Consider the following 12,159-nt stretch of genomic DNA (forward strand, 5'->3'; position numbering starts at 1 on the left):
CGGTGCCCATCGTCCCCGTTCCCCACGCCTCCAAACTCAGTGTCCGCGGCGCTCGCGTCCACAATCTGAAGAACGTCGACCTCGAGATCCCGCGCGACTCGCTCGTCGTGTTCACCGGCCTGTCCGGGTCGGGGAAGTCGAGCCTCGCATTCGACACGATCTTCGCCGAAGGCCAGCGCCGCTACATCGAGTCGCTCAGCTCCTACGCGCGGCAGTTCCTGGGACAGGTCGACCGTCCGGACGTCGATTTCATCGAGGGACTGAGCCCTGCGGTGTCGATCGATCAGAAGTCGACCAACCGCAACCCGCGTTCGACCGTCGGCACGATCACCGAGATCAACGACTACATGCGACTGCTGTGGGCGCGGGTGGGTGTGCCGCACTGCCCCGAGTGCGGTGAGCGCATCCAGCGACAGACGGTGCAGCAGATCGCCGACCAGCTCATGGAGCTGCCCGAGCGGACGCGCTACCAGATCGTCGCTCCCGTCGTCTCGCAGAAGAAGGGTGAATTCGTCGACCTCTTCAAGGAGCTGTCGGCGAAGGGCTACGCCCGCGCGATCGTCGACGGCGAGGCCGTGCAGCTGGCCGAACCGCCGACGTTGAAGAAGAGCTACAAGCACGACATCGCGGTCGTTGTCGACCGACTCGTCGCGAGCCCCGACATCCTCGGCCGTGTCACCGACTCGGTCGAGACGGCGCTCGGCCTGGCCGGCGGCATCCTGCAGGTCAACTTCGTCGACGAAGAGGGTGACGATGCCTGGCAGAGCTACAGCGAGAAGCTGGCCTGTCCGAACGGCCACCCGCTCCAGCTGACCGAGATCGAGCCTCGGACGTTCTCGTTCAACGCACCGTTCGGTGCCTGCCCGGCGTGCTCCGGGCTGGGCACGCGTATGTCCGTCGACACCGAGCTGCTCCTCGGCGACGAGGAGCTCTCCATCGCCGAGGGAGTCATCGTCCCGTGGACGACGCAGGGCAAGGGCTTGTTCCAGTACTACGAGCGTCTGCTCGTCGGGCTCGCCGACGACCTCGGCTTCTCCCTCGACACCCCGTGGAAGGACCTGCCCGCCGACATCCAGGACGCGGTCCTCTCGGGCGAGAACTACAAGGTCACGGTCAAGTGGAAGAACCGCTACGGACGTGAGATGCGGTACGCGTCCGGGTTCGAGGGAGTGATCCCCTACATCGAGCGTCAGTTCACTCAGGCCGAGACCGACACGCAGCGACAGCGGTGGTCTGAGTTCCTGCGCGAAGTGCCGTGCCCCGTCTGCAACGGCGACCGTCTCAAGCCCGAGGTCCTCTCGGTCCTCGTCCACGGGCACTCGATCGCGGATGCCTCGCGCCTGAGCCTCGGCGAGGCGCAGGCCTTCTTCGCCGACATGGCCCTCACCGATCGCGAGGCGACGATCGCGGCCGCGGTGCTCCGCGAGATCCGCGCCCGTCTCGACTTCCTCATCCAGGTGGGACTGAACTACCTGAGCCTCAGTCGCGCCGCCGGTTCGCTCTCGGGTGGTGAGGCGCAGCGCATCCGTCTGGCGACGCAGATCGGCTCCGGCCTGACAGGGGTGCTCTACGTCCTCGACGAGCCCTCGATCGGACTCCACCAGCGCGACAACCGTCGACTCATCGAGACGCTCGTGCGACTCAAGAGTCTCGGGAACACGCTCGTCGTCGTCGAGCACGACGAAGAGACCATCCACGCGGCCGACTGGATCGTCGACATCGGCCCGCGCGCGGGTGTCGAGGGCGGCAACGTGGTCCACTCCGGTCCCGTCGACCAGCTCCTGACCGACGAGGAGTCCATCACGGGCGCCTACCTCAGCGGACGCCGCGCGATCGCCATGCCGAAGAAGCGTCGGAAGATCGACAAGGGCCGGCAGCTGCGTGTCGTCGGTGCGCGCGCGAACAACCTCCAGAACGTCACGGTGGACTTCCCGCTGGGCGTCCTGACCGCCGTCACGGGGGTGAGCGGGTCGGGCAAGTCGTCTCTCGTGAACGGCATCCTCTACGAAGTCCTCGCGACCAAGCTCAACGGGGCACGTCGCGTCGCCGGCAAGCACACCCGCGTGACCGGCCTCGAGCACCTCGACAAGGTCGTCCACGTCGACCAGGCACCCATCGGACGCACGCCCCGCTCGAACCCGGCCACCTACACGGGCGTCTTCGACCGGATCCGATCGCTGTTCGCCGAGACGACCGAGGCGAAGACCCGCGGATACCAGCCGGGTCGCTTCAGCTTCAACGTCAAGGGCGGGCGCTGCGAGGCCTGCTCGGGTGACGGCACGATCAAGATCGAGATGAACTTCCTGCCCGACGTCTACGTCGACTGCGAGGTGTGCCACGGCCAGCGCTACAACCGCGACACCCTGACCGTGCACTACAAGGGCAAGAACATCGCCGAAGTTCTCAACATGCCGATCTCCGAGGCGGCCGACTTCTTCGAGCCGATCCAGGCGATCCACCGCTACTTGAAGACGCTCGTCGACGTCGGGCTCGGCTACGTCCGGCTCGGGCAGTCGGCGACGACGCTCTCGGGGGGCGAGGCGCAGCGCGTCAAGCTCGCCACCGAACTGCAGCGGCGTTCCAACGGCAGGACGATCTACGTCCTCGACGAGCCGACGACGGGCCTGCACTTCGAAGACGTCCAGCGCCTGCTCGAGGTCCTGAACAGCCTCGTCGACAAGGGCAACTCGGTTCTCGTCATCGAGCACAACCTCGACGTCATCAAGTCGTCGGACTGGGTCATCGACCTCGGTCCCGAGGGCGGGTCCGGTGGCGGCACGATCGTCGCGACCGGCACGCCGGAGCAGGTGGCGGCCGTCTCCGAAAGCCACACGGGTCAGTTCCTCGCCGAGCTCTTGGACGTGGCGCCCGCGCGCAAGGCGGGCTGACGTGGCCTCCGCGCTGCCTTACAAGCCGAAGCCGGGGGAGATCCCGACCGACCCGGGCGTCTACCGGTTCCTCGACGCGGACGGCCGGATCCTGTACGTCGGCAAGGCGAAGAATCTGCGCGCACGGCTGTCGAACTATTTCGCGCCGCTGCACACCCTGCACGAGCGCACGCGACGCATGGTCACGACGGCTGCGAAGGTCGAGTGGACGGTCGTCGCGACCGACATCGACTCCTTGCAGCTCGAATACACGTGGATCCAGGAGTACTCGCCGCCGTTCAACGTCCGATACAAGGACGACAAGTCGTACCCCTACATGGCGGTGACCCTGGGCGACGAGGCGCCGCGGGTGATCGTCACACGGAACCGCCGCATCCGTGGCGCGAAGTACTTCGGTCCGTACCCCAAGGTCTGGGCCGTCCACGACACCATCGATCAGCTGATCAAGGTGTTCCCGATCCGCACGTGCAGCGATTCGTCGTACAAGAAGGCGATGGCGACGGGGCGGCCCTGCTTCCCCGGTCAGATCGGCCGGTGCGGCGGCCCGTGCTCGATGAAGGTCACCATCGACGAGCACCGCGCGATCGTCGACGACTTCATCGCCTTCATGTCGGGCAGTGACAAGCGCTACACGAAGCGGATGGAAGCGCGCATGCGCGAAGCCGCTGCCGCGATGGACTACGAGACCGCGGCCTCGTACCGCGACAAGCTGCAGGCGCTCGACGCCGTCCTCAACCGCAGCGCGCTGGTCCTGAGCGAGGACACGGATGCCGATCTGTTCGGAGTCGCCGAAGACGAACTCTCCGCGGCCGTGCAGCACTTCATCGTCCGCGGTGGGCGCGTGCGAGGCGTTCGTGCGACGACGATCGACAAGGAGCTCGACATCTCGGGCCCGGAGCTGGTCGACCAGATCCTCCAGCGCGCGTACGGAGCCGCCGGCGCTGAAGACATCCCGCGTCAGGTGCTCGTGCCGACTCTCCCCGACGACACCGCCGAGCTCGAGGAGTGGTTGCAGTCCCGACGCGGCAAGAGGGTCACGGTCCAGATCGCGCAGCGCGGTCAGAAGGCGGACCTGATGCGCACGGCGACCCTCAACGCCCAGCAGGCGCTCATGCTCCACAAGACGCGCCGGACGAGCGATTACACGTCGCGCACGAAAGCGCTGACCGACCTGCAGGAGGCCCTCGGGATGTCCGAGGCTCCGCTGCGGATCGAATGCTTCGACGTCTCGCACCTCGGCGGGACGGGTGTGGTCGCCTCGATGGTCGTCTTCGAGGACGGTCTGCCCCGAAAGGATCAGTACCGGTCCTTCTCGGTGAGCGAGACCACCGACGACACCGACTCCATGTATCAGGTGCTCATGCGCCGACTCGCCCACATCGACCGGGACGAGGCCGAGCAGGACGCGATCGATCCGACGGCCGACGGCGAGGTGGATGCCACCCGCAAGCGCCCGCGCTTCGCCTACCGTCCGCAGCTGCTCCTCGTCGACGGCGGCCAGCCGCAGGTCGCCGCGGCGGCCCGCGCGCTCCGCGACTCCGGCCACGAGGAGATCGCCCTGTGCGGCATCGCGAAGCGCCTCGAGGAGGTCTGGTTGCCCGACGACGACTTCCCGGTCATCCTGCCGCGTTCGTCAGAGGCGCTGTATTTGCTCCAGCGACTCCGTGACGAGGCGCACCGATTCGCCATCACCCATCAGCGCAAGAAGCGCGGACGGGACATCACGACGGTGCTCGCGGAAGTGCCCGGGCTGGGGGAGTCGCGGATCAAAGCGCTCCTGCGTCACTTCGGCTCTGTGAGCAAGCTGAAGCAGGCGTCTCCGGAGGAGATCCAGGAGCTCCCCGGAATCGGCCCTCGACTGGCCGCCAGCATCCACTCGCATCTCGCGACCGGTTCGGTCCCGAGCGGTGCCGGTGGTTAGGCTGAGTCCACACGCGTGAAAGGCAGGGCAGGGATGGACGGCCAGACGACAGGCGAGGTCCTGATCGTCACGGGCATGTCCGGCGCCGGGCGGACGACCGCGGCGAACGCCCTCGAGGATCTCGACTGGTACGTCGTCGACAACCTCCCGCCGCAGATGCTCTCGCATCTCCTGGACCTCACGGCCCTCGCCGCAGACGCGCTCCCCAAGGTCGCCGCCGTCGTCGATGTCCGAGGTCGCCAGCTGTTCGGCGAGCTGCCGTCGGTGACCCGATCGCTGCGAGACGGCCGTCAGCTGCGCGTCCTGTTCCTGGATGCCGCCGACGAGGTGCTCGTCCGCCGCTTCGAGGCCGTGCGTCGGCCGCACCCTCTGCAAGGGGAGGGGACGATCCTCGACGGCATCCGTCGCGAACGCGAACGCGTCGCGATCATCCGAGAAGCCGCCGACGTCATCGTCGACACGAGCTCCCTCAACATCCATCAGCTGGCGAACCGGATCGTCGACCTGTTCAGCGACGACGGAGACGCGCGCCACACGGTCACCGTCATGAGCTTCGGTTTCAAATACGGGCTCCCTCCCGACGTCGATCTCGTCGCGGACATGCGGTTCCTCCCGAACCCGTATTGGGAGCCGTCGCTGCGCGCGCTGACAGGCGAAGACGAGGCCGTCCGCGACTTCGTCCTCGACCAGGAGGGCGCCCGTGAGTTCATCGACACGTACGCGGCGGCTCTCCATCCCGTTCTGCAGGGGTATCAGCGCGAGAACAAACGTCACTCGGTCGTCGCGATCGGCTGCACCGGCGGCAAGCACCGCTCGGTGGTGACCGCTCTCGAGCTCGGCCAGCGTCTGGCCCAGGAAACGGGCGTAGCGGTGAGGGTCACGCACCGTGACCTGGGTCGCGAATGACCGGTGCGCGAGTAAGCTGATCCTTTGTCCCCGATCGCCCCCACCGAAGGATCCCCGTGCCGCTGACTGCTGACGTGAAGACGGAACTCACTTCGGTCCGTGATCCCCGGCCCACAGCCCGCGTCGCAGAGCTGACCACGATCCTCCGGTTCTCCGGCGGCCTGCACTCGATCGCCGGCCGCGTGGCGGTCGAAGCCGAGGTGGAGACCGACATCCTGGCCCGCCGCGTCGCCCGCGATCTCGTGGAGATCTACGGCGTCCGCCCGGAACTCGCTCATGTGCAGTCCTCCGGCGGACGCGCTGCAAACCTGGTCGCGGTGCGCGTGATCGAGGGGGGCGAGACGCTGGCGCGTCAGACGGGCCTCCTCGACAACCGCCGCCGCCCCGTCCGCGGTCTTCCCAACAAACTCACGACGGGCGCGCGCCCCGACCTCGCCGCGGTGTGGCGCGGAGCGTTCCTCGCCGCCGGCACACTGTCCGACCCCGGTCGCTCCGCCGCCCTCGAAGTGGCCTGCCCGTCGGGGGAGGCTGCGATGGCCCTCGTCGGGGCGGCGCATCGCCTCGGTATCGCTGCGAAGGCCCGCGAAGTGCGCGGTGTGCCTCGCGTGGTCGTCCGCGACGGTGAGGCGATCCGCGCCACGCTCCTCATGATGGGCGCGCAGAAGACGGCCGCCGCGTGGGAGGAGATGCGTCAGCGTCGCGAGGTGCGCGCCGGCGTGAACCGCCTCGTCAACTTCGACGACGCGAACCTGCGTCGTTCCGCGCAGGCCGCCGTCGCCGCATGTGCCCGGGTCGAGCGCGCACTCGAGATCCTCGGCGACACCGTCCCGGACCACCTCAAGCAGGCGGGCGACCTTCGTCTCGCCCACCGCGACGCGAGCCTCGACGAGCTCGGGCACCACGCCGATCCGCCACTGACGAAGGATGCCGTCGCCGGCCGCATCCGCCGTCTTCTCGCGATGGCGGACAAGAAGGCTGCGCAGGACGGCGTTCCGGACACGGAGTCCGCCGTTCCCGCCGGTCTCGAGGACTGACGGAATACATCCCCTCTTCCCGGGAAGCAACCGGGTGCCCGGTGGGTTGGCCCTCAATAGGATGAATCCGACCGGCCGCGCCCCGTGCGCGGCACCGACAGAAGGAAGAGGACATGGCGAAGTACACCCTGCCTGAGCTCCCGTACGACTACTCCGCACTCGAGCCGAGCATCAGCGGCAAGATCATGGAGCTTCACCACTCGAAGCACCACCAGGCGTATGTCACGGGAGCCAACACCGCCCTCGAGCAGCTCGCGGAAGCGCGCGAGACCGGCAACCTCGCGAACGTCAACAAGCTCGAGAAGGACCTCGCGTTCAACCTCGGCGGACACGTCAACCACTCGATCTTCTGGACCAACCTCGCCCCCGCGTCGCAGGGCGGCGGTGGCGAGCCCGAGGGCGAGCTGCGCGCAGCCATCGACGAGTTCTTCGGCGGCTTCGACAAGTTCCAGGCTCACTTCACGGCGGCTGCCACCGGCATCCAGGGCTCCGGCTGGGCCGTCCTCAGCTGGGACCCGATCGGCCAGCAGCTGATCATCCAGCAGCTGTTCGACCAGCAGTCGAACACGGCTCAGGGCACCGTCCCCATCTTCCAGCTCGACATGTGGGAGCACGCCTTCTACCTCGACTACCTCAACGTCAAGGCGGACTACGTCAAGGCGGCATGGAACATCGCCAACTGGCAGAACGTCGCCCAGCGTCTCGACGCCGCGCGCGAGAAGACGGCGGGCCTGCTCTAGTAGTAGGGTCGTTCACAGGTGAGGATGCCGGGCTCCTCCCGGCAACGGGGGCTGAGCCCCGGCATCCTCTCTCATTTCCAGCACATCGCGGGTCGACCCCGTCCATGGGGCGTGCGCGAAGAAAAACGGGAGACAACGTGTCTGTCAAGATCGGCATCAACGGCTTCGGCCGTATCGGACGCAACTTCCTTCGCGCGGCACTCGCGCAGGGAGCTGACCTGGAGATCGTGGCGGTGAACGACCTCACCGACAACAAGAGCCTCGCTCACCTCCTCAAGTACGACTCGGTCGGCGGTCGCCTGGACGCCGAGGTCTCGTACACCGAGGACTCGATCACCGTCAACGGCAAGACCATCAAGGTCTTCGAAGAGCGCGACCCCGCCAACCTCCCCTGGGGCGACCTGGGCGTCGACATCGTCATCGAGTCGACCGGCCGCTTCACCAAGGCCGCGGACGCCAAGAAGCACATCGACGGCGGCGCGAAGAAGGTCATCATCTCGGCGCCGGGGACCGACGTCGACGGCACCTTCGTCATGGGTGTCAACGACGGCTCCTACGACTCCGAGACGATGCACGTCATCTCGAACGCGTCCTGCACCACGAACTGCCTCGCCCCGATCGCCAAGGTCTTCAACGACAACTTCGGCATCGAGCGCGGCTTCATGATGACGGCGCACGCCTACACCGCAGACCAGAACCTGCAGGACGGCCCGCACGGCGACCTTCACCGCGCCCGCGCTGCGGCGATCAACATCGTCCCCGCCGCGACCGGTGCGGCCAAGGCCATCGGCCTCGTCCTCCCCGAGCTCAACGGCAAGCTGAGCGGCTCGTCGTACCGTGTCCCGGTCCCCACCGGCTCGATCGTCGACCTCACGGTCGTCACCCCGACCGAGGGCCTGACTGCCGAGGTCATCAACGCGGCGTTCGAGAAGGCCGCCGCTGAGGGCGAGCTCGTCGGGTACCTGAAGTACAACACCGACGCGATCGTCTCGAGCGACATTCAGCTCGACCCGCACTCCTCGGTCTTCGACGCCGGCCAGACCAACGTGTCGGGCAACCTCGTCAAGATCTCGTCGTGGTACGACAACGAGTGGGGCTACTCGAACCGTCTCGTCGACCTCACCGAGCTCGTCGCCAGCAAGCTCTGACGATGGCTCTGCGCACCCTCGATTCGCTGGGTTCGCTCGCAGGCAAGCGCGTCATCGTCCGTGTCGACTTCAACGTCCCCCTGAAGGACGGCGTCATCACGGACGATGGCCGCGTGCGTGCGGCCATCCCCACGCTTCGCGCGTTGGTCGAGCAGGGGGCGCGCGTCATCGCGGTGTCCCACCTCGGCCGGCCCGACGGCGCACCGGACGCGAAGTACAGCCTCGCGCCGGTCGCGTCGCGCCTGTCCGAGCTGCTGGGCCTGGACGTCGCCTTCGCGACGGACACCGTGGGCGACTCGGCTCGTGACACCGTCGCGGCTCTCGAGGACGGCCAGGTCGCCGTGCTCGAGAACCTGCGGTTCAACGCGGGCGAGACGGCGAAAGACGACGCCACGCGTCGCGCCTTCGCCGAGCAGCTCGCTGCTCACGGCGACGCGCTCGTCTCCGACGGCTTCGGTGTCGTGCACCGCAAGCAGGCGTCGGTCTACGACCTCGCAGAGCTCCTGCCGTCGGCAGCGGGGCTTCTGATCGAGAAGGAGGTCGACGTCCTCGACCGCCTCACCGAGCGCCCCGAGCGCCCGTACGCGGTCGTCCTGGGCGGATCCAAGGTCAGCGACAAGCTCGGTGTCATCGAGCACCTCCTGCCGCGCGTGGACAAGATCCTCGTCGGCGGCGGCATGCTCTTCACCTTCCTCGCGGCCCAGGGCCACAAGGTAGGCAAGAGCCTCCTCGAGGTCGACCAGCTCGACACCGTCCGCGGCTACATGGAGACGGCACACGAGCGCGGCGTGGAGCTCATTCTCCCCGTCGACGCTGTGATGGCGTCCGGTTTCGCGGCCGACGCGGACCACGTCGTGGCATCCGCCGACGCGCTCGAGGACACCGACTTCGGCGCCGACGGCATGGGCCTCGACATCGGCCCGAAGACGGCCGAACTGTTCGCCGACGCGATCCGCGGCGCGAAGACGGTGTTCTGGAACGGCCCCATGGGCGTGTTCGAGATGGACGCCTTCGCCGCCGGGACGAAGACGGTCGCGCAGGCGCTCACCGAGGTCGACGGTCTGTCCGTCGTCGGTGGCGGCGACTCGGCGGCCGCCGTGCGGCAGCTCGGGTTCGACGACCACCAGTTCGGTCACATCTCCACCGGTGGTGGAGCCAGCCTCGAGTTCCTCGAGGGAAAGAAGCTCCCCGGATTGGAGATCCTCGGATGGGAAGCGTGACCCGCACCCCGCTCATCGCCGGCAACTGGAAGATGAACCTCGACCACCTGCAGGCGGTCGCGTTCGTCCAGAAGCTGCACTGGACGCTGAAGGATGCCGCGCACGAGACCGGTTCGGTCGAGGTCGCCGTGTTCCCCCCGTTCACCGACATCCGCACGGTGCAGACCCTCATCGACGCCGACAAGATCCCGTTCGCCCTCGGCGCGCAGGACGTTTCGGCGAAGGATTCGGGCGCCTACACCGGTGAGGTCTCGGGCGCGTTCCTCAAGAAGCTCGACGTCGGCTACGTCATCATCGGTCACTCCGAGCGCCGCGAGTACCACGCGGAGTCCGACGAGGTCGTCGCAGCCAAGGTGCAGGCCGCTCTCCGGCACGGTCTCGTTCCGGTGATCTGCGTCGGTGAGACGCTCGAGCAGCGCGAGGAGTCCGGCCCCACGGCCGTGTCCGTCGCGCAGCTGCGCGCAGCGCTCGAGGGCGTTGCGTCCGACGCGGACGTCGTCGTCGCCTACGAGCCCGTCTGGGCTATCGGAACCGGACAGGTCGCGTCGCCCGAGCAGGCTCAGGAAGTCTGCGCGGCCCTGCGCGCGGTCGTCGCCGAGTCGTTGGGGGATGCCGCCGCCGAGCGCACCCGCATCCTCTACGGCGGATCCGTGAAGTCGGGCAACATCGCCAGCTTCATGCGCGAGCCCGACGTCGACGGTGCCCTCGTCGGCGGAGCGAGCCTGTTGGCGGACGAGTTCGCCGCGATCATCCGATACCAGAAGCACGTCGGCGTGTGACCTCGAGCGGTGCGGTGCCTCACGGCGTCGCACCGCTCAGCCGGTATACTCGTGCGAACGCCGAGTCATTCGGCGACCCGAAAGGCTTTCAACGACTGTGGACATCCTCCAGCTTGTGCTGCAGGTGCTGCTGGGAATCACCAGCCTCCTGCTCACGCTCCTGATCCTCCTGCACAAGGGACGCGGCGGCGGCCTCTCCGACATGTTCGGGGGCGGCATGAGCTCGGCCATGGGCTCCTCGGGCCTGGCCGAGCGCAACCTCAACCGCTTCACCGTGGTGCTGGCGCTCGTCTGGTTCGTCGCCATCGTGGCGCTCGGACTCATCACGAAGTTCCAGAGCATCTGATGGCCACCGGGGGAAACGCGATTCGGGGGACGCGTGTCGGCGCGGGCCCCATGGGGGAGCAGGACCACGGGCACCACGCCGACCGCGTGGCGGTGTCCTACTGGGACGCACTCGGCAATGAGACGGTGCGCTACTTCGCCGCAGGCATCGCCGAGGAGGAGATCCCCGAGACGATCGATTCGCCTCACTCCGGTCTTCCGGCCGGCCGCGATAAGGCGAACCCGCCCGCAGTCGCGAAGACGGAGCCGTACAAGACGCACCTCGCCTACGTGAAGGAGCGTCGGACGGACCAGGAGGCCGAGTCGATCCTCGACGACGCGCTCCAGCAGCTTCGGGAGCGCCGCGGCCAGGACTGAGCCGCGCGCGACTCACCTCGACAGACCCCGGGTTCGTTCAGAACTCGGGGTCTATCAGTTCCTCCGGGACACCCTGCGCAGCAGCCTCGTCCACGAAGAACACGGTCTGCTTGCGGCCCTTCGCGCCGGCGGCGGGAACGGAGTGGTAACTCGCGCCCGCGAGGGCGAGACCGAGGGCGGACGCCTTGTCGGTGCCAGGCAGAACAAGCCAGACGCGACGGGATGAGTTGATGACCGGTCGCGTCAGCGTGATCCGATCCGACGGTGGGACGGGGGAGTCCCGGACGGCGAGGACGGAGTTCTCGGTGTCGCCGATCTCGCTCCTGTCGGGGAACAGAGACGCGATGTGACCGTCCGGGCCGACGCCGAGGAAGGCGATGCTGAAGCGCGGCCACGCCTGCTCCGCGGTCCCGTGCCCCGCGAGTTCCGCGGCGTAGTCGGAGACCGCCTCGTCGTGGCTGCGGCCGGCGTCCGCGGACGCGATCGGGTGGACGTTCCGCGCCGGGACGTCGATACGCGACAGGAAGGCCTCACGTGCCGCGGTCTCGTTGCGCGCCGGATCGTCCGAGGGGACGAAGCGTTCGTCGCCCCACCAGAAGTGCACGTTCGACCAGTCGACCTCGTGACGTGCGGGACTCTCACCCGCAGCCTGCAGGACCGACGTGCCCGCAGTGCCGCCGGTCAGAAGGACGTGCGTCGTCTTCCCTTCGGCGGCACGCGACGAGATCCGTTGGAAGAAGCGCCTCGCGACACCCTCTGCCAGGCGTCGGGCATCCGGACTGACGACGACGCGCTTCTCCGCGCGGAACTCCGACATGCGA

General features: G+C 67.9%; 11 protein-coding genes. 10 read left to right on the plus strand and 1 reads right to left on the minus strand.

Annotated features, from left to right (window positions below):
• Window positions 1–2: 2 nt before the first annotated feature.
• The 10 genes from uvrA (at window position 3) to QE428_RS10605 (ending at window position 11,338) form a co-directional block, all read left to right on the plus strand.
• Entirely contained in the window at window positions 3–2,888 is a 2,886-nt protein-coding gene (gene uvrA / locus QE428_RS10560) for an excinuclease ABC subunit UvrA (RefSeq protein WP_307468914.1), read from the plus strand.
• Between the two features lies 1 nt (window position 2,889).
• A complete protein-coding gene (uvrC, locus tag QE428_RS10565) occupies window positions 2,890–4,809 on the plus strand; it encodes an excinuclease ABC subunit UvrC (protein ID WP_307468917.1) in 1,920 nt (639 codons plus the stop codon).
• Between the two features lie 33 nt (window positions 4,810–4,842).
• The gene (gene rapZ / locus QE428_RS10570; RefSeq protein WP_307468919.1) at window positions 4,843–5,715 is read left to right on the plus strand and encodes an RNase adapter RapZ; all 873 of its coding nucleotides are present in this window, start codon (window positions 4,843–4,845) and stop codon (window positions 5,713–5,715) included.
• Between the two features lie 56 nt (window positions 5,716–5,771).
• Window positions 5,772–6,749, plus strand: coding sequence for a DNA-binding protein WhiA (gene whiA, locus QE428_RS10575; RefSeq protein WP_091352869.1), 978 nt, complete (start codon window positions 5,772–5,774; stop codon window positions 6,747–6,749).
• Between the two features lie 113 nt (window positions 6,750–6,862).
• On the plus strand, window positions 6,863–7,489 hold the full coding sequence (locus QE428_RS10580) for a superoxide dismutase (protein WP_065570773.1): 627 nt from the start codon (window positions 6,863–6,865) through the stop codon (window positions 7,487–7,489).
• A gap of 137 nt (window positions 7,490–7,626) precedes the next feature.
• Complete coding sequence (gap, locus tag QE428_RS10585; RefSeq protein ID WP_091352875.1) at window positions 7,627–8,637, plus strand: type I glyceraldehyde-3-phosphate dehydrogenase; 1,011 nt, start codon at window positions 7,627–7,629, stop codon at window positions 8,635–8,637.
• Between the two features lie 2 nt (window positions 8,638–8,639).
• Window positions 8,640–9,857 (plus strand): phosphoglycerate kinase, encoded by a 1,218-nt coding sequence (pgk, locus tag QE428_RS10590; RefSeq protein WP_307468924.1) that lies wholly within the window; start codon window positions 8,640–8,642, stop codon window positions 9,855–9,857.
• Complete coding sequence (gene tpiA / locus QE428_RS10595) at window positions 9,845–10,636, plus strand: triose-phosphate isomerase (protein ID WP_091352882.1); 792 nt, start codon at window positions 9,845–9,847, stop codon at window positions 10,634–10,636. The genes pgk and tpiA overlap by 13 nt, the downstream gene beginning before the upstream one ends.
• Before the next feature lie 97 nt (window positions 10,637–10,733).
• A complete protein-coding gene (secG, locus tag QE428_RS10600) occupies window positions 10,734–10,982 on the plus strand; it encodes a preprotein translocase subunit SecG (protein ID WP_091352885.1) in 249 nt (82 codons plus the stop codon).
• Window positions 10,982–11,338: an RNA polymerase-binding protein RbpA gene (locus QE428_RS10605; protein ID WP_091352889.1), complete on the plus strand. Its 357-nt coding sequence runs from the start codon at window positions 10,982–10,984 to the stop codon at window positions 11,336–11,338. Before secG ends, QE428_RS10605 begins: the two co-directional genes overlap by 1 nt.
• Before the next feature lie 37 nt (window positions 11,339–11,375).
• On the opposite strand, the gene pgl is transcribed toward QE428_RS10605, so the two are convergent.
• Complete coding sequence (pgl, locus tag QE428_RS10610; RefSeq protein WP_091352893.1) at window positions 11,376–12,155, minus strand: 6-phosphogluconolactonase; 780 nt, start codon at window positions 12,153–12,155, stop codon at window positions 11,376–11,378.
• Between the last annotated feature and the right edge of the window lie 4 nt (window positions 12,156–12,159).

The sequence above is a fragment of the Microbacterium sp. SORGH_AS_0505 genome, assembly GCF_030818715.1.
Classification (GTDB): Bacteria; Actinomycetota; Actinomycetes; order Actinomycetales; family Microbacteriaceae; genus Microbacterium.

Excerpts from the sequence above, each read along its gene's own strand:
- rapZ (WP_307468919.1), top strand. The coding sequence starts at position 4,843 with ATGGACGGCCAGACGACAGGCGAGGTCCTGATCGTCACGGGCATGTCC.
- QE428_RS10580 (WP_065570773.1), top strand. The coding sequence starts at position 6,863 with ATGGCGAAGTACACCCTGCCTGAGCTCCCGTACGACTACTCCGCACTC.
- pgk (WP_307468924.1), top strand. The coding sequence starts at position 8,640 with ATGGCTCTGCGCACCCTCGATTCGCTGGGTTCGCTCGCAGGCAAGCGC.
- tpiA (WP_091352882.1), top strand. The coding sequence starts at position 9,845 with ATGGGAAGCGTGACCCGCACCCCGCTCATCGCCGGCAACTGGAAGATG.
- QE428_RS10605 (WP_091352889.1), top strand. The coding sequence starts at position 10,982 with ATGGCCACCGGGGGAAACGCGATTCGGGGGACGCGTGTCGGCGCGGGC.
- pgl (WP_091352893.1), bottom strand. The coding sequence starts at position 12,155 with ATGTCGGAGTTCCGCGCGGAGAAGCGCGTCGTCGTCAGTCCGGATGCC.